The sequence below is a fragment of the Rhizobium sp. 18055 genome (genome assembly GCF_902706285.1).
Taxonomy (GTDB): Bacteria; Pseudomonadota; Alphaproteobacteria; order Rhizobiales; family Rhizobiaceae; genus Rhizobium.
Genome location: NZ_CACSKD010000005.1, coordinates 51,868 through 69,014 on the forward strand (window position 1 = coordinate 51,868; position 17,147 = coordinate 69,014).

18 protein-coding genes and 1 tRNA gene are annotated in these 17,147 nt (G+C 62.7%); 9 read left to right on the top strand and 10 right to left on the bottom strand.

The window, feature by feature from the left end:
- Positions 1 to 33 precede the first annotated feature (33 nt).
- Positions 34 to 1,380 carry an MATE family efflux transporter gene (locus GVL52_RS10840; protein ID WP_160006797.1) on the top strand — a complete coding sequence of 449 codons (1,347 nt, stop codon included), beginning with the start codon at positions 34 to 36 and terminating at the stop codon, positions 1,378 to 1,380.
- Here GVL52_RS10840 and GVL52_RS10845 read toward each other — a convergent pair.
- Positions 1,356 to 2,444 carry a quinone-dependent dihydroorotate dehydrogenase gene (locus tag GVL52_RS10845; RefSeq protein ID WP_160006800.1) on the bottom strand — a complete coding sequence of 363 codons (1,089 nt, stop codon included), beginning with the start codon at positions 2,442 to 2,444 and terminating at the stop codon, positions 1,356 to 1,358. The two genes, GVL52_RS10840 and GVL52_RS10845, sit on opposite strands and share 25 nt — an antisense overlap.
- On the bottom strand, positions 2,441 to 2,794 hold the full coding sequence (locus tag GVL52_RS10850; RefSeq protein WP_160006803.1) for a DUF952 domain-containing protein: 354 nt from the start codon (positions 2,792 to 2,794) through the stop codon (positions 2,441 to 2,443). The genes GVL52_RS10845 and GVL52_RS10850 overlap by 4 nt, the downstream gene beginning before the upstream one ends.
- A 109-nt stretch (positions 2,795 to 2,903) precedes the next feature.
- Between GVL52_RS10850 and GVL52_RS10855 the strand changes: the two genes are divergently transcribed.
- From GVL52_RS10855 to GVL52_RS10875, 5 genes are all read left to right on the top strand, one after another.
- The gene (locus GVL52_RS10855; RefSeq protein WP_160006806.1) at positions 2,904 to 3,302 is read left to right on the top strand and encodes a hypothetical protein; all 399 of its coding nucleotides are present in this window, start codon (positions 2,904 to 2,906) and stop codon (positions 3,300 to 3,302) included.
- Between the two features lie 90 nt (positions 3,303 to 3,392).
- Positions 3,393 to 4,040, top strand: a complete 648-nt coding sequence (locus tag GVL52_RS10860) for a response regulator transcription factor (RefSeq protein WP_160006809.1) — start codon at positions 3,393 to 3,395, stop codon at positions 4,038 to 4,040.
- Positions 4,041 to 4,148: 108 nt separating this feature from the next.
- On the top strand, positions 4,149 to 4,814 hold the full coding sequence (locus GVL52_RS10865; protein ID WP_160006812.1) for a helix-turn-helix transcriptional regulator: 666 nt from the start codon (positions 4,149 to 4,151) through the stop codon (positions 4,812 to 4,814).
- Positions 4,815 to 4,825: 11 nt separating this feature from the next.
- The gene (locus GVL52_RS10870) at positions 4,826 to 5,563 is read left to right on the top strand and encodes a thermonuclease family protein (RefSeq protein ID WP_160006815.1); all 738 of its coding nucleotides are present in this window, start codon (positions 4,826 to 4,828) and stop codon (positions 5,561 to 5,563) included.
- A 53-nt stretch (positions 5,564 to 5,616) separates the two neighbouring features.
- Complete coding sequence (locus tag GVL52_RS10875; protein ID WP_160006818.1) at positions 5,617 to 6,030, top strand: tellurite resistance TerB family protein; 414 nt, start codon at positions 5,617 to 5,619, stop codon at positions 6,028 to 6,030.
- Between the two features lie 28 nt (positions 6,031 to 6,058).
- Here GVL52_RS10875 and GVL52_RS10880 read toward each other — a convergent pair whose 3' ends face one another.
- The gene (locus GVL52_RS10880; RefSeq protein ID WP_160006821.1) at positions 6,059 to 6,934 is read right to left on the bottom strand and encodes a transporter substrate-binding domain-containing protein; all 876 of its coding nucleotides are present in this window, start codon (positions 6,932 to 6,934) and stop codon (positions 6,059 to 6,061) included.
- A 57-nt stretch (positions 6,935 to 6,991) separates the two neighbouring features.
- On the opposite strand from GVL52_RS10880, the gene GVL52_RS10885 reads away from it, so the two are divergent.
- Together GVL52_RS10885 and GVL52_RS10890 are read left to right on the top strand one after the other, a co-directional pair.
- A complete protein-coding gene (locus GVL52_RS10885) occupies positions 6,992 to 8,926 on the top strand; it encodes a glycosyltransferase family 2 protein (protein WP_160006824.1) in 1,935 nt (644 codons plus the stop codon).
- A gap of 231 nt (positions 8,927 to 9,157) precedes the next feature.
- Positions 9,158 to 11,176 (top strand): methyl-accepting chemotaxis protein, encoded by a 2,019-nt coding sequence (locus tag GVL52_RS10890; RefSeq protein WP_160006826.1) that lies wholly within the window; start codon positions 9,158 to 9,160, stop codon positions 11,174 to 11,176.
- 87 nt (positions 11,177 to 11,263) lie between these two features.
- Here GVL52_RS10890 and GVL52_RS10895 read toward each other — a convergent pair whose 3' ends face one another.
- Entirely contained in the window at positions 11,264 to 12,130 is an 867-nt protein-coding gene (locus GVL52_RS10895; protein ID WP_160007410.1) for a LysR family transcriptional regulator, read from the bottom strand.
- 68 nt (positions 12,131 to 12,198) lie between these two features.
- Here GVL52_RS10895 and GVL52_RS10900 point away from each other — a divergent pair, with 68 nt between their 5' ends.
- On the top strand, positions 12,199 to 13,170 hold the full coding sequence (locus GVL52_RS10900; protein WP_160006828.1) for a quinone oxidoreductase: 972 nt from the start codon (positions 12,199 to 12,201) through the stop codon (positions 13,168 to 13,170).
- A gap of 107 nt (positions 13,171 to 13,277) precedes the next feature.
- Here GVL52_RS10900 and GVL52_RS10905 read toward each other — a convergent pair whose 3' ends face one another.
- From GVL52_RS10905 to GVL52_RS10930, 6 genes are all read right to left on the bottom strand, one after another.
- The gene (locus GVL52_RS10905) at positions 13,278 to 13,466 is read right to left on the bottom strand and encodes a hypothetical protein (protein WP_160006830.1); all 189 of its coding nucleotides are present in this window, start codon (positions 13,464 to 13,466) and stop codon (positions 13,278 to 13,280) included.
- 134 nt (positions 13,467 to 13,600) lie between these two features.
- A complete protein-coding gene (locus GVL52_RS10910) occupies positions 13,601 to 14,677 on the bottom strand; it encodes an acyltransferase (RefSeq protein WP_160006833.1) in 1,077 nt (358 codons plus the stop codon).
- 226 nt (positions 14,678 to 14,903) lie between these two features.
- Positions 14,904 to 15,338, bottom strand: a complete 435-nt coding sequence (locus GVL52_RS10915; RefSeq protein WP_160006835.1) for a BA14K family protein — start codon at positions 15,336 to 15,338, stop codon at positions 14,904 to 14,906.
- A 137-nt stretch (positions 15,339 to 15,475) separates the two neighbouring features.
- Positions 15,476 to 15,727, bottom strand: coding sequence for a PilZ domain-containing protein (locus GVL52_RS10920; protein ID WP_160006838.1), 252 nt, complete (start codon positions 15,725 to 15,727; stop codon positions 15,476 to 15,478).
- Between the two features lie 185 nt (positions 15,728 to 15,912).
- Positions 15,913 to 15,986: transfer RNA gene (locus tag GVL52_RS10925), tRNA-Gly, on the bottom strand.
- A gap of 69 nt (positions 15,987 to 16,055) precedes the next feature.
- The gene (locus GVL52_RS10930; protein WP_160006841.1) at positions 16,056 to 17,147 is read right to left on the bottom strand and encodes a 2'-deoxycytidine 5'-triphosphate deaminase; all 1,092 of its coding nucleotides are present in this window, start codon (positions 17,145 to 17,147) and stop codon (positions 16,056 to 16,058) included.

Here is a 17,147-nt window from a genome sequence, read left to right on the forward strand (position 1 = left end):
CCTCCGATGTTTGAGGCTGGCTCCAAGGAAATCATGGATACGGGCAGAAGCGAAACCGGACTGGCATTCGAGGTGACGCACCGGATGGTGCTGTCGATCGCTATTCCGATGACGCTCGGCTTCATCACCACGCCGCTGCTCGGCCTCGTCGGCACTGGTGTCGTCGGGCATATGGGCGAGCCCAATGCGCTGGCGGGCCTGGCGATCGGCGCCATGCTGTTCGACCTGATCCTCGGCAGCTTCAATTTCCTGCGTGCATCGACGACCGGGCTGACGGCGCAAGCCTATGGGCGGGGCGACCAGCACGCACAACAGGCTGTGTTCTGGCGGGCGATCATTTCGGCTGTCGGCTGCGGGCTGGCGCTGCTCTGTCTGTCACCGCTGCTTCTGGCAGCGGGCCTTAAACTGATGGCCCCCGATGGTGCCATTGCGCAGGCGACCAGCACCTATTTCTCGATCCGCATTCTGGCCGGACCGGCAGCGCTGGCCAATTACGCCATCCTCGGCTTCGTGCTCGGCCGCGGCCAGGGCAGCATCGGCCTGCTGCTGCAGACGATCATCAACGGCATCAACATCCTGCTCGCCATCATCCTCGGCATCTGGCTCGACTGGGGGATCGCGGGCGTTGCATGGGCGACGACGGTGGGTGAGACCGTGGGTGCGCTGGCGGGGCTTTTCATCGTGCTCCGCGGCTTCCGCCGGGCCGACCGGCCAGCGCGCGCAGAGCTTTTCGACCGGCACCGGCTGGCGGAGCTGTTTGCGCTCAACCGCGATATCCTGATCCGCACCTTCGTGCTGCTTGGCGCCTTTGCGCTGATGACGCGGATCGGCACCGGCTTCGGCGCCGTGACGCTGGCGGCCAATGCGGTTCTGATGAATTTCCTGATGCTGTCGGGTTTTTATCTCGACGGGCTGGCCAACGCCGCCGAGCAGATTACCGGGCGGGCCATCGGTGCGCGCTACCGGCCGGCTTTCGATCGCGGTCTTAAACTGACGGTGATCTGGTCCTTCGGGCTCGCGGGCGCGATCTCGCTGTTCTTCCTTCTGGCCGGGCCGTGGCTGATCTCAGTGCTGACCACCTCGCCTGAGGTGCGGCAGGTGGCGGGCACCTACCTGCCATGGGCGGCGATCACCGGGCTGACCGGGGCGCTTGCCTTCCTGATGGATGGCGTGTTCATCGGCGCGACATGGTCGAGCGACATGCGCAACCGCATGCTGATGTCGTTCGTCGGCTATGTCGCGGCACTTGCGGTCTTCGTGCCGCTCTATGGCAATCACGGCCTGTGGCTGGCGATGAACGCCTTCCTGCTGTGTCGCGGGATCTTCCTGGCGCTGCGGGTCAGGCAGCGGGCGGATCAGACGTTCCTGGCCGCCCAGTAATCGGTGCGTGTGTCGCGCAACTCGCGGATGGAGGACACTTTTTCGCGGTCGAGCAGCGTCGACAGGCCGCGAACGATGGTGTTGGCGAGACCCGGGCCTTCGTAGACCATGCAGGAGTAGAGCTGCACCAGATCGGCACCGGCCTTGATCTTCTCCAGCGCCGTTTCGGCGGACGAGATGCCGCCGACGCCGATGATCGGCATCGCAGGGCCGACGCGCTTGCGGATCTTGGCGACCACTGCCGTCGATTTCTCGAACAGCGGCTTGCCCGACAAGCCGCCCGCTTCCTTCGCCTGGCGCTGATCCTTCAGGCCATCGCGGGCGAGCGTGGTGTTGGAGACGATCAGGCCATCCAGCGCATGCGACAGCGCTTCGGCGGCGATATCGTCCATGCCCTCTTCGGTCAGATCCGGCGCGATCTTCAGGAACACCGGGATCCTCTTTCCGGATTTTGCCGCTTCCTCGTCGCGCGCGGCAAGAACTGCCGACAGCAGCGCGGCCAGGCTTTCTCGCGCCTGCAGGTCGCGCAGGCCCGGCGTGTTCGGCGAGGAGATGTTGGCGGTGAAATAGCGTGCCACCGAGTAGAAGCGGCGGATACCCTTGACGTAGTCGTCGATGCGGTCGTCGCTGTCCTTGTTGGCGCCGATGTTGACGCCGATGATGCCGTTGCCCTTCAGCGGGGCGAGACGCGCAAAGGCGGCGTCGTGGCCCTCGTTGTTGAAGCCGAGGCGGTTGATCACACCTTCGTCCTCGACCAGCCGGAAGATGCGCGGGCGCGGATTGCCGGATTGCGGCTTCGGCGTCACCGTGCCGATCTCGGTAAAACCGAAACCGATCTTCAGCAGCGCTTCCGGCACTTCGGCATTCTTGTCGAAGCCGGCAGCCATGCCGAGCGGATTGGCGAAGTCGAGGCCGGCGACGGTCTGGCGCAGCCGCGGATCGGCCGGCACCCGGCAAGCCGGCACGAGACCCGACTTCAGGGCTGCGATCGACATGCCATGCGCCGTTTCCGGGTCGAACAGGAAGAGACCCCTGCGGGCGGCATTCTTGAAGAGATCGATCATGGCTTCATGTCCGGAAATATGTGTTTGCCTGCGGCATCGAGCGGCAAGGGCTTTTCCCAGAGCACGGCCGAAAGCGGCAGGTCCGCGTAGAGATGCGGGAAGAGATCGCCGCCGCGCGACGGTTCGAAGATCAGCTTGTCGCCAAGCGCTGCGCCATCGACGGCGACCAGCAGCAGACCAGTCTGGCCGGCGAAATGCAGTGCTGCCGTCTGGATCGCCTGGCTTGCGGTGGAGAAATGGATGAAGCCATCGGTCAGATCGATCGCCGCACCATGGAAGACGCCGCTATCGCGGGCCTCCTGCCAGAGGGTTTCCGTCACGATCTTGTAAAGCGTGGGTGTCAGGGTCATGATGGCCTCATGAATGCTGGTCTTTCCCGGGCTTTGCCGCAAACAGGCGGCGATGTCCACGCCCCGACGCTAAAAATGCGCCGGTCACCGAGATTTCCGGAGGAAACCCATGAAAAACATCGCAATCGGCCTTTTGGTCATCCTGCTTCCCCTCGCCGCTTCGGCGGCTGAGCCCGACGCGTCACGCTTCCAGCTGGAGCGCAGCGGCGATCATTTCGTCCGGCTTGACCGGCAGACCGGCGCAATGTCGCTCTGCGAGGAGAAAGACGGCGCCCTCGTCTGCCGCATGGCCGCGGATGAGCGCGCTGCCTACGAAAGCGAACTCGACCGGCTTTCCGACCGGGTCACGGCGCTGGAGAACAAGAGCATCGTCAACAAGGCACTGCCGTCCCACGCGGAAATCGACCGCTCGATCGGCATCATGGAGCGCTGGATGCGCAGCTTCATGGGGATCGTCAAGGAATTCCAGAGCGAAGACCAGAGCAATGCCCTTCCGCAAAAGACATGATTTGATATAGTCCCTCCGGCAGGGAGGCATGCACCGTGGAGGAACAGGGTGCATGGACTTCATGATCGGGCTCTTGGGAGGGAGTTTTCGATGCATGAGCAGACCATTATCATAGCAGACGATCATCCGCTTTTTCGCGATGCGTTGCGCCAGGCCGTGACCGGCATGGAGGGGCATCCAGAGATCGTCGAGGCGGGCGATTTCACCGCGGCGCGCAAGTCCGCCGGCCAGCATCCGGATGCAGACCTGATGCTGCTCGATCTGGCCATGCCGGGGGTGAGCGGCTTCTCGGGGTTGATGTCGCTGCGCTCGGAATTTGCAGGGCTGCCGATCGTCATCGTCTCCGCCTCCGATGACGCCACGACCATTCGCCGGGCGCTGGAGCTCGGAGCATCCGGCTTCATCTCCAAATCCTCCGGCATCGAGGATATCAGGCGCGGCATCCAGACGGTGCTTTCAGGCGATATCGCCATACCGGACAGCTATCGCGACGGGCAGGAGCAGGACCCCGATATGGCCGACCTGATCCGCCGTCTGCACACGCTGACGCCGCAGCAGAGCCGGGTGCTGACGATGCTGGCGGAAGGCCTGCTCAACAAGCAGATCGCCTATGAGCTCGGGGTTTCCGAGGCGACGATAAAGGCGCATGTCTCGGCCATCCTGCTGAAACTCAATGTCGATAGCCGCACCCAGGCGGTGATCCAGCTCGGCAAGATCAACATGGCGATGGTCGCCTGACATTAGAAGAGAGGATTTTATTCCTTTCCTCTCTTTACTCCTGCCAGCCTTGCGGTTAATCTTTTGCCCGATTGAAGGATTGCGCAGGCGCGCACGGAATCAGGCGATATGCTGTCACACGAGCAGATCTGGGGAGCGCTCGACAGGCTTGCCGAACGGCACGACCTGACGCCGTCCGGTCTTGCGCGCCGTGCCGGGCTCGATCCCACCTCCTTCAACAAATCCAAGCGACATTCGGCCGATGGGCGGCTGCGCTGGCCTTCGACGGAATCGATCGCCAAGGTGCTGGATGCGACCCGGTCCAGCATGGAAGAATTCATGGCCTTCATGCGGCCGCAGGGCAGCTTTTCGACCCTGCCGGAGGGTGCATTTCCGCCGCAGGGCAGTTCCATCCCATTGCTGGGCTTTGCGCAGGCGGGCGCCGGCGGCTTTTTCGACGATGGCGGCTTTCCGGCCGGTCAAGGCTGGGACGTGGTGGAATTTCCGGCTGCCCCGTCGCAGAAGGCCGGCGTCTATGCGCTCGAGGTGCAGGGCGAAAGCATGATGCCGCTCTATCGCGACGGCGACGTGCTGATCGTCGAGCCGGGGGCGCAGGTTCGTCGCAACGACCGCGTGGTGGTCAAGACCCGCGAGGGCGAGGTGATGGCCAAGGTGCTGATGCGCCAGAGCCCGCGCTCGATCGAGCTGATGTCTCTCAATCCTGAACACCCGAACCGAACGATCGAGCTGTCCGATGTGGACTGGATCGCCCGGATCATCTGGGCCAGCCAGTAGGAAAATCTTCCATGAGACCTGCAGCCATCGGAACCGCAATTGCAGGGATCGCGATCGTTGTCGGCCTGATTGCTGCCGGTGGACACAAGCTTGGCGGCGCATCGGATGCAGGCGAGATCGCCGCGTCGATGCCGGAGGCCGAGCAGCCGCCAGCACCGCCAGCACCTCCGAAGACCAACCCGGAGGCGAGCATGGCGGCCCGTCCCGTCGATGATGCCAGCCAGTTCTACCCGGCTGCGGTGGAAGGCAAGCCGCTGGAACGCGAGGCAACGCCCGAGCCCGAAAAGAAGCCTGTCGTGGTGGCCGAGAAGGGTGTCGATCTGCCCCGCCCGGTTGCCGAGAGTGCGGGCATTCTCGGCTTCGGAGAGCGACGTCTGCAATTGGCCGGGGTGACGCCGACGCCGGTGGACAAGATGTGTCCCGGCGCAGGGGACGCAGAGTGGCCGTGCGGGGTGCTGGCCAAAACCAACTTCCGGCTGTTTCTGCGGCTGCGGACCGTCAACTGCGATCTCGACAATGCCGACTGGACCGGCACCGCGACCGCGTCTTGCAAGATCGGCGGACAGGATCTTTCGGAATGGCTGATCGAAAACGGCTGGGCCGAGGCAGCCGAGGGTTCGGCCTTTGCCGAGGCCGGCGCGAAGGCGAAAGCGGAAAAGAGCGGGCTGTTTGGCGAGGACCCACGCAAGGATGGCGCGATGACGATTCCCGAGCTGCCATCGCCCGAAGCGACGACCGATCCCTTGTAATGCGCGCGGCCAGTTCTTAAACTCTGGAGACGTTTCAGAGGGACCACGCAGACATGAACAAGCCGCTTTCCGCCCACGACGCATTGATCTACGTGATGGTGATGGCATCCGCCGTCGATAGCACGATGAACGATCGCGAGCTGGAACGCATCGGCCAGTTGATCGGCTTCCTGCCGGTATTTCGGGGTTTCGACGACGACAAGCTGATTGCTGTTGCACGCGACTGCGCGGCGCTGCTATCCGGCCCCGAGGGGCTCGACGTGGTTCTCGAAACGGTCAAGGACACGCTGCCTGCGAAGCTCTACGACACGGCCTATGCGCTGGCCGTCGAGGTCGCTTCGGCCGACCTTTCGGTGAAGGCCGAAGAGCTGCGGCTGCTCAGCATGCTGCGCGACCGGCTCAGCCTCGACAAGCTCACCTGTGCTGCGATCGAGCGCAGCGCCATCGCCCGCTTCCGCAAGAGCTAGGTTTCAAGCCATCCCAGAAGCCCCGGCCCTAATAAAGGCCGTAGGGGAAGTAGCGCAGGTAGATTTCCTGCAGGCGACCGCTGCGCGACAGTGCTGCGAGCGCATGGTCGAAGGCTGATCTCAGCACCTCGTCCTTCTGGCGCAGCATGATCGTCATGCCTTCGCCGAGGAACTGCTCGGACATATAGGGGCCATCGAACAGCGCGCAGCATTTGTCCGAAGCGGGTGCAGACACCCAGAAGGAGAGTTGCAGGGAATCCGCAAAGGCAGCGTCCACCTTGCCCTCCTTCAGTGCTGCCAGAAGCGCTTCCTTGCTGTCGAAGGACACTGCCTTGACCTTGGGGAAATAGGCGGCGAGCATGGCGGCATGGGCCGTCTGCCTGACAACGCCGACGGAGCGATCGGCAAGGCCTGCGGCCGTCTCGCCCTTGATCGGCGCCTTGAGGTTGCGTGCAAAACGTGCCGGCAGCATGAGATAGGGGCGTGAGAAGGCAAACTGCCGACGAAGATCCGCGCCGACGGCGACACCTGCCATCACGGCATCGCCCTGCGAAGCAGCGAGCGCGTCCTTCAGGTCTGCGAAGGGCAGCGCCTGGATCTGGCACTTGTCCGATATCTCCAGTTCGGCACAGATTTCGCGGGCAAGATCGACATTGAAGCCGGAGAGCTTGCCGTTCTGGTCCATGAAATTGAAGGGCGGAAAATCGACCGAGGTCAGGAACCGCAGGCGCACAAGAGCGGTAAGATCCGGCTTGGCGAGGCGCTCGCGGCTATCGAACAGCAAGGGCAAGGATGGCGCGGTCTGCTGTGCCGCCACCGAAAGAGGTAGCAAAAACACAACCAGCGACAGCCAAAGGCTGAAAAACCCCTTAGGATTGAGAGATGCCAGTTTAAATTGCACCATTATGATCTGCCCCGGGGATTGCATGCACGGCCACTTTAACGACGGTGTATCAGAGTCATGCGTATCGGGGAATATGCACCGGGCGGGATCAGCCCCCGCGAAACGGCGCTTCGCGAAAGGTCGAAACTGAATCCGCCGCCGACGTCGCCGGCGCGGGTGGTCTTTGATGCCTATCAGCTCGAGATCGAAGCGCTGCTGCGGCTCGGCATCGGCAAGCCGACAATCGCGCGGGCAGTGATTGCCGCCCGCCACAACGGCACGTCGGTCGAACGCGAGCTTCTGGCGAATGGATGGATCGATGCCGAAAGCTATTATGCGGGCCTGGCGCGGGCGCTCCGGCTGCCGTTTTTGCCGCAACTGGACCCGGCACTGATCCATGACGACAGGGGGCTGGATACGCAACTTGCCGATACGCGCTCGATGCGGCTGAACTATGCCGACAGGGCGATGATCGCCATAGTGCCGGAGGCCGGTCGCCTGCTGGCGCTGGCGCAGCAGATCGAGGCGCGACCGGGACTTGCCGAGCGCGCCGTCGTGACAACGCCGGCAGCATTGCGTGCCGCCGTCTGGCGTGTCGGCGCGAACCGTCGCGTCAAGGACAGCATCGGCACGCTGTTCGAAGACAAGGGGCGGTTCAGCGCCCGGATCGTGCTGTCAGGCAAGCAGGGCTTCATTGCCGGTGCTGCAGTTTGCGCCTTTGCCTTCGCCGCAGCATCGGATCTGCCACTGGTTGCCATCCTGCACCTGGCGGTTTCGCTGATCTACATGGCGGCGATCCTGCTGCGCGCCTATGCCCTCAACCATCGTCGCAGCCCACCGCCAACGCCGCAGCCGACGGAACGGTTGCCGGTCCATTCGGTGCTCGTTGCGCTCTACAAGGAGGCCGAGGTTGCGGGCCAGCTTGTCGGGGCGCTGAAGCAGCTGAACTGGCCGGCGGCGAAGCTGGATATCAAGCTGATCTGCGAGGCCGACGACCGCGCGACGATCGCAGCTCTCCAGGCGCAGGATCTGGGGCCGCAATTCGAGATCGTCGAAGTGCCGGTCGCCCATCCCCGCACCAAGCCGAAGGCGCTGAACTATGCGCTTGCGGCGGCGCGCGGCGAATATCTGGTGATCTACGATGCGGAGGACCGGCCACATCCGGATCAGTTGCGCGCCGCCTACGCGACCTTCGTTGCCAGCCCGAACGATGTTGCCTGCCTGCAGGCGCCGCTGATCATCTCCAATGGTGCGGCCTCGTGGATCAGCGCCGCCTTTGCGCTGGAATATGCCGCGCTGTTTCGCCTGCTGCTGCCGATGCTGGCGAAACGCCGGCTGCCGATGCCGCTCGGTGGCACCTCCAACCATCTGCGCGTCGCCGATCTCAAGGCATGCGGCGGATGGGACCCCTACAACGTCACCGAGGATGCCGATCTCGGCTTGCGGCTTTTCCGGCTCGGTTATCGCTGTGGGGTGATCGACTGCCCGACCTATGAGGACGCACCGACAGCACTCGACATCTGGTTCAACCAGCGAACACGCTGGTTCAAGGGCTGGCTGCAGACGTGGCTGGTGATGATGCGCTCGCCCGGCAAACTGCTCGCAGAGATGGGAATTGCACCATTCCTGATCTTCCAGCTGCTGGTCGGCGGCATGCTTGTTGGCTCGCTTGCGCATCCATGGATGATCATGCTGCTTCTGACCACCGCGACCTACATGATGCTGGGCTTTCCACCGCCGGGCACGGGAGAGGCAACGCTGTTTCTGATCGACACCGCCAATATGCTGGGAAGCTACGGGATATTCCTGCTGCTCGGCAGGAGGGCAATGCTGCGCGACGAGAAGCGGCAAATCGGCTGGGGCTGGATGGCCGTGCCGCTTTATTGGCTGATGATTGCCTGTGCCGCCTGGCGTGCCGTGTTCCAGCTGCATTTCAAACCATTCTTCTGGGACAAGACACCCCATGTTCCGGTCCTGCACGCTCAGACATTGCGGCCGGCGCGGGCGTCCTGAGGCTGAAATCATTTTTGGTGAAATTTTCGGTGGACATCGGCGTGCGTTAGGTTCGCCTTAAGCAATATGGATTCTAGTCGCGATCGACGACACCGGTCCCTTGGCCGAATGCATGATGCGCCTGTCGAGCCTGACCAGGCATCTTTCTTCGCGCTGTCAAATGCGCCATGCCTGCCCTTGAAAACGATCGTATCCGGCCAGCAATTCACGCCGCCGCCAATGGACATATCCATGCTGAAACACTTCAAAATCCGTACCAAGATCATTTTGGTCGTCGCCCTTCTCGGCGTGATCGCTATCGGCGGTCTCGTCTATGTCGTCGAGGAATTCCGTCGCGCCGACACCGCCTATAGCGCCTTCATCGACCATGAAGCGCTGGCCGCCATGCAGGCTTCGCGGGCCAGCGCGTCGGCCACCGCAGCGGTGCTGCAGGCAACCGTGATCGCCGACCTCACACCCGGCACGCCTGCCTTCGATGCGGCGACGTCAGCGCCAGGCAAGATACCGCAAGCGCGCGAACGCCTGCAGCAGGCAGCCAGCCTCGTTGCCGGCCGCAAGCCGGCGATCGACGAGATCATCGCAGGCATCGACGAGATGGATGCGTTGTCAAGGAAGGTTGTCGATCTGGCGAAATCAGGAGACCGGGCCGGCGCGCAGGCGACAGCCAGCGAGCTCAACGCCAAGCTTGGCGTCGTGACACCGAAGATGATTGCCAACAATGACGCACTGATGGTTCTGCTCAACGATGGCGGCGACGCGCTTTCGGCTGACGTCAACAGCCGGATCGATTTCAGTTTCGCGTTGATCGGACTTGCCGTGCTCGGCGCAATCGGCCTCAGCATCTGGATCGCGCAGGCCGGCATCGCCTTGCCGATGGCCCGTCTGCGCGAGCGGATGACACGGCTGGCCGAGGGCGAGACGGCAAGCGCTGTCGATGGCATGGACCGCCGCGACGAGGTTGGCGAGATGGCCGCGGCCGTATCGATCTTCCGCGACAACGCGATCGAGCGGCTGCGTCTCGAGCAGGATGCGGAGAAGAACCGCAATCTCAGCGACAGCGAACGACGCGAGATCGAAGCGCAGCGGGCAACCGAAGCCGCAGATCTGTCGCGCACCGTCACCGCCCTTGGCGATGGCCTGCGCAAGCTTGCAGCCGGCGACCTGATCTCGCAGATCAACACGCCGTTTGCCGGCGATCTCGACAGCTTGCGACAGGATTTCAACAACTCGATCTTCAAGCTCAACGAGACGATGCAGACGGTGGGTGACAACGCTCACGCCATCACGGCCGGTGCCGGCGAGATCCGCTCCTCCGCCGATCAGCTCTCCCGGCGCACGGAACAGCAGGCAGCATCCGTCGAGGAGACGGCCGCGGCGCTGGAGGAGATCACCACGACGGTCCGTGATGCGGCAAGACGGGCGGAAGAGGCGCGCACACTGGTTTCCAAGACCCGCAACGGCGCCGAAAGATCCGGCGAGGTTGTTCGCAAGGCGGTCAATGCCATGCAGCAGATCGAACAGTCTTCGGCAGCGATCGGCAACATCATCGGCGTCATCGACGACATTGCTTTCCAGACCAATCTGCTGGCGCTCAACGCCGGTGTGGAAGCGGCGCGCGCCGGCGAAGCCGGCAAGGGCTTTGCGGTCGTCGCCCAGGAAGTGCGCGAACTGGCACAGCGCTCAGCCAATGCCGCCAGCGAAATCCAGACGTTGATCATCACCTCGGGAAGTCAGGTCAAATCAGGCGTTCAGCTGGTCGGCGAAACAGGCAAGGCACTCGAAGAGATCGTTCGGGAGGTGCAGGAGATCAACCAGCACGTCAACGCGATCGCCGAAGCAGCACGCGAGCAATCGATCGGGCTGCAGGAGATCAACACCGCCGTCAACACGATGGACCAGGGAACGCAGCAGAACGCCGCGATGGTGGAGGAGAGCACGGCTGCAAGCCACAAGCTGGCGACGGAAGCCGCCGCCCTCAACACGCTGCTCGACCAGTTCAAGCTGAACGGCACGGGTGGCAACACCCTGGCGTTTACACCGAGACCGGTGCAGGACGCCAACGAGCCACTGGCGCCGCGGTCGGCCAAGCCGATCCTGACCCGCAAGGCGCCGGTTCGCGTTGCCACCACAGGGGTATCGCGGCCAGCCTCTTCGCCGGCACGCGCTCTGGGGCAGAAGCTCGCAAATGCGTTCGGCAATGACGCACCGTCGCCTGCCGGGAAAAAGGACGAGGACTGGACCGAGTTCTAAGAAGAAACTACGAATGCTGCCGCCACCCGCGGCAGCATTCGCTCCAGGCCACCAGTCCCGCGAGCCGAGCTGCCATCGCAGCCGACGCTATCTCCCGAACGCATTTTTCAGCGCTTCGAGAACGACACGCACAGAGGGAACGTCCTTGATCTCGGCGTGCACGACCAGCCACACCTCGCGTGCAAGGGCAGGATCGCCTTCGAGGCGCTGAAGCCCATCTGCCTCTGAGACCGCGAAATCGGGCAACATGACGATACCGCCGCCAAGTCGCGCGGCTGCGGCCTGAAACTCCAGCACCGAGGATCGCACAGCAATCGGGCGACCGGCGGCCAATTCCAGCAGACGCAGCTGTTGCGGCGAGCTGCTCATTGCTTCGTCGTAGCCGATGAAGGTCCAGTCGGACGGCGGCACGGTCTCGAGGTAGGTCTTCGAGGCGTAGAGGTCGAAGGTGATCTCGCCAAGCCTGATGATGGCATAGTCGCCGTCATCGGGCCGGGAAAGCCGGATAGCGACGTCCGCTTCGCGCTTGTTCAAGGAGGCGAACCGCTTCTCGCCGACAAGGGTGATCTGGATGCCCGGGTGGTCCCGCCTGATGGCGACGATCGGGTTTGCCAGAAGCACGGTGGAGAAGGCGGGAGGGGCGCTGATCCTGACGTGGCCGCGCAGTTCCGCCGAACCGCTGCGGCCGAGCTGTTCGATCGCAGCCGTCTGCATGGCGACAAGCGCCGCGTGCTCTGCGACCTGCTGGCCCTCTGCGGTAAGAACGATGCGTCGCCCACGGCGATCGACCAGTTTGAGGCCCAGCCTGGCTTCCAGCGCCTGGACACGCCGGCTGATGGTGGCATGTTCGACACCCAGTTGTTTCGCTGCACCAAGGAATGTGCCCGAGCGCGCCAGCGCCAGGAAATGACGCAGGTCGTCCCAGTCGATTTGTGTGAATTCTTTCCCAGCCATTGGGAGAAAATAGGGAATTTTCACACAGAGCGCCACAGGGCAATGTGTCTTCACAAGGAGATAGAGCGATGCCCGACCAGATCATATTGCTGAACGCCCCCGGCGATGTCACCCAGTTCGAGTTGCAGGAGCAACGCGTGGTTCCACCTGCCCCCGGCGAGATCACAATCCGCCACGAGGCTATCGGCACCAACTTTCTCGACGTCTACCATCGGAAAGGGATCTATCCCCTGCCGGCCTATCCCGCTGTGATCGGCGCGGAGGCCGCAGGCTTTGTCGAGGCGGTCGGTGCCGATGTCGTGGATTTCAACGTGGGCGATCGTGTTGCCTATGCGGGACCGCCGGTCGGTGCCTACTGCTCGACCCGCAATATCCCGGCAGAGAGAGCGATCAGACTTCCCGATGGCGTGTCTGCGAAAACGGCGGCCAGTTCGCTGCTCAAGGGCATGACCGCCTATATGCTGTTGACGAAGACCTGCCAGGTTCGCAGCGGCGACAGCGTTCTCGTCCATGCGGCTGCCGGTGGGCTCGGCAGCATCCTCGTTCGCTGGGCCAAGTCGCTGAACGCGACGGTGATCGGCACCGTCAGCACGCCCGAGAAGGCGACGCTCGCCAGCGCCTGCGGCGCCGATCATCTGGTGGTCGGACGTGAGGCCGATGTGGTTGCAGAGGTAAAGCGGCTGACCGGGGGGAGCGGTGTCGATGTCGCCTATGACGGCATCGGCGGCGACATGCTGCTCAAGAGCATCCGCTCGGTGCGCGCTTTTGGCACCGCGGTCACCATTGGCCAGGCCGCCGGGCCGATCCCGCCTGTTGCCATTGAGGAACTGCGGCCCGGCAAGGCGCTGACCCATCCAAGCATCATGGCCTGGTGCGCCGACATCGATCGATATCGGGAGGCGGCGAAAGCTGCAGTGCGGGCGATGGAGATAGGGATTGTCTGCCAGATCGCCGCCGAATACCGCATGACGGAGGTGGCAAGGGCGCATGAAGAGATGGAGGCTGGACGCTCGGCCGGCAGCATCCTGCTGGTGCCTTAGCCACCGATACCGATACCGCGCTGTGGTTGCCGGCTACCGGACACGCAAAACGGAGAAGCCGGCGGCTTGAGGCCGCCCGTTTTTCATATCGGCACAGGTTGGCTCGCCTAGACGAGACCCAGCGAAATCTGTTCGACCTTGCGGCCGCGGCCATAATCGCGCTCGTAGGACGAGCGGCGGTCGTCGCGCTTGTAGGCGGCCATATCGAGTTCCGGCATGTGATAGCCATCCGCATAAGTGCCGGTATCGGCCGCATCGACGACATCGCGTTTCGCAGTGAAAATACTCAACAGCATTTCGCTATTCCTCCTCTTGAGCGTCCGTAACGGCCAAAGCGCCGTCCGAGTTCCATGTACCGGAGAATAGTTAAAAATTAACCACGTCCATTAGGACATCGTCAAGTTATCGAAAAGCGTTAGCACCTGACTGACTATTGCCGCGCGACGCGGAAACCCGAATGGCGCAACCGCATCAAGGCGGCCTTTCCACGCATCTCGAGGAAGCGATAGGACAGTTCGGAGAGCAGGATGGCGGACCCGATATAGAGGGCGAAGGTGATCGCCAATCCCCCCGGATTTCCCGCCAATGCCTGCAGCTTGCCGATCGCGCGCGCCAGCACGCTGATGATGAAGGGATGGATGAGATAGAAGGAATAGGAGATTTCGCCGAGCCGGTAGATCGGCCGATTGCCAAACAGGACATTCGACAGATCCGAATCCTGGGCGACCCAGAAAACCATGCAGACGACTGCCGCATAGGTGATCAGATCGCTGCGATCGAAGACGGCAGCGGCGACGAGAGCAGCGGCAGACAGGAGCATGAACAGGTTTACCGTCTGCTCCGGCAGCACTTTCATGCGAGAGGCGACACCGCACAGGATCACGCCCAGGCTGAACCCTGCCAAAGCGCGCAGCAGCGGGAAGAGGTTGACATCGGAGACGACATCCAGCGGCCCCTCAATGCCGCCGCCGACCCTTGAGATCACCATGATCACCAGCGCCATCAAAGCGACGGACAGGAAAGCCGGCAACGGCCGTTCACGGGCGAGCAACAAGATGAGTGGAAAGGCTGCATAGCAGAAGAGTTCGGCGCTGACCGACCAGGACAGGCCGACGACAGGCGTCGCATGCAGGCCCCAGCCGGTCAGCATCAGTAGATTGCAGATCGCATCCCAACTGGTAAATCCGTCAAGGCCATCCGGTTTTAGCGCGAGCTTCAGGGCGTAGAGCAGCGTCAGCACGATATAGGCCGGATAGAGACGGGCAAATCGCTTGAACAGGAAATCGAGGTAGGCGGCCCTGTCGTTCGATCCGCCAAACACGCCGGCGTAATTGTAGGCCAGCACATAGCCGCTGAGCACGAAGAAGGCATCCACCGCAAGATAGCCGCCGCTCAGCACAAAGGGAGGATTGCCGGTCATCGACAGCATGAAGTGATAGGTGGCCACCGCCAGTGCTGCAACGCCGCGAAAGCCGGTCAACGGCCTGATTTCCTTGCGTCCAGCCATGCCGTTTCACTCTCGTTAAGACAAAATTTACCAGCAGATCTAACGTGGATCTTTTAGGCCGGAAAGCTGAAACGAGGATTTTGGTAAATGCGGATGAGCGCCAGCGGCAGCAAATGACAGCAAGGAGAGCGGACGGCATGGCGTCTGGCGATGCCATTCAGGATGCAGCGGACGGGCCGCAGATGAAACCCTCCGCCTCCCCCGGCAGGGAGAGGCGGAGGCTCGGTCAATAATATGGCGAGGTGCACACGGCTCGCACGCCGGCCCTTGGAACATAGGTGTTGTCAGAGGCGCGGTATGTTCTGTAGCGGGAAGCGCACCAGTCATAGTGCCTCGGATTGATGCCGGCATAGGCCGGCCGCCTCGGCTGGCTGGCAATGGCGCCACCGATGATCGCACCGGCACCGAAGGCGGCAAGCGGATACCAATAGCCGTCATTGTGGCGACGGTATCCACGATGATAACCGTGATATCCGCGGTGACCATTCCAGTAGCCCGGCCGGTAGCGGCGATACTGGACCTGCTCCACCTCGGAAACCTGCGGCGACTTCTGTCCGGCAATCGGCTGGACCAGCATGGGCATCGCCGTCGCCGGCAACACGGCCGTCACGGCCATGAGCAATCCCAGAGCACCGGCGACGATTGATTTACGCGTCTGCATCAAATCTATCCTTCTCAGTTCTAACGGGATGGAACGGTAAACCAAGGCTTACGGTTCCGCTGATCAAAATCTTTTGAATTCCCGTGAGTTGAGCAGGAGAGGCGCGGCCGGCGCGAAAGCCGAGCGCTCAGCGGCGACTATTGCGGCGCGGGTGCAAAGCTGACGCCAAGGCCGTTGATCGTTCGCCATTGCACGGTGCAATGAAACGACCGCCCATCGGAAAACGCCAGATCGAATTGCTTGGGAACAGTCGGGGCACCATCAAGCGCCAGGCGCGCGCCGCCCTCAGACAGATCCTTCACCAGGCAGTCCATAACGCTGGCGCCGCCGTTCAACAGGATCTTTGCACCGATGAAGGTTCGCTTTCTTTGGTCTTGTCTATTTTCCATCACGATTCTCGTTCACTGCCATGGACGTATCGGCTCGCGATGACCGAGCGGTTAACGGCACCACCCGACATTCGAAGGGTAATTGCTGGCAGTCACGCCATACCATGACAATCTGTGCTCGCATTCATGCGCGTCTTCACGCGGCGCAATGTTGCACAGTCAGGCGGGGCAAATCACTGGAAAAATGGAGCGGGTGAAGGGAATCGAACCCTCGTATTCAGCTTGGGAAGCTGCTGCTCTACCATTGAGCTACACCCGCGTTGGAGCGAGATTTCCAACAGATGGCGGCCGGTGTCAAGCTGTCTCTGTCAAACGGCCGGTCGTCGCGTCAGAGACGGAAGTGCTTGGAGAGCTTCAGGCCTTGGGCCTGGTAGTTCGAGCCGAGGCCGGTGCCATAGAGGCTTTCGGGATGTTCCTGCATATGCTCGTAGACGAGGCGACCGACGATCTGGCCGTCTTCGAGGATGAAGGGGACTTCGTGGCTGCGCACTTCGAGAACGGCGCGGCTGCCGCGGCCGCCGGCGGGGGCATGGCCGAAGCCGGGGTCGAAGAAGCCGGCGTAGTGGACGCGGAATTCGCCGACCAGCGGATCGAACGGCGTCATCTCGGCGGCGTAGTGCGGCGGCACATGCACGGCTTCGCGCGAGACGAGGATGTAGAACTCGTCCGGATCGAGGATGAGTTCGTTGCGGCCGCGACTATAGAGCGGCTCCCAGAAATCGTAGATGTCGTGCTGCGCCTTCTTGTCGACATCGACGACGGCGGTGTGGTGCTTGCCGCGATAGCCGATCAGGCCGTCCTTGTCGCCGGCGAGGTCGATCGAGAGCGCTATGGCGCCGCCGGAGACGTTCGGCTGCTTGCTGGCGACCAGCGTCTCGGCATCGTGCAGGGCCAGCAGTTCTTTTTCGGCGAGCAGTGCGTGGCCGACGCGGAAGCGGATCTGCGACAGGCGTGAGCCGCGGCGAACGACGATCGGGAAGGTGCGCGGCGAGATTTCGAGGTAGAGCGGACCGGAGTAGCCGGCCGGGATCTTGTCGAATTCCTGGGCGTAATCGGTGATGACGCGGGTGAAGATATCGAGGCGGCCGGTCGAGCTTTTCGGATTGGCCGAGGCCGACATGTCGGCCGGCAGCTTCAGGCTCTCCATCAGCGGGACGATATAGACGCAGCCCGTTTCGAGAACAGCCCCTTCGGAGAGATCGACGACGTGCAGGCTGAGGCGATCGAGCTTGTCCGATACCAGGTGCGACGGGCCGGGCATGAAGCTGGCGCGAACGCGGAAAGCCTTGGCACCGAGCCGCAGATCAAGGCTCGCCGGCTGGATCTGGTCGTGATCGAGCGCACGCTCGGCGACGAGACGCCCCGTTTCGAACAACGCAGCAATGGCGCGGTCCGCCAAGATTCCAGTATCGCGAGCCAT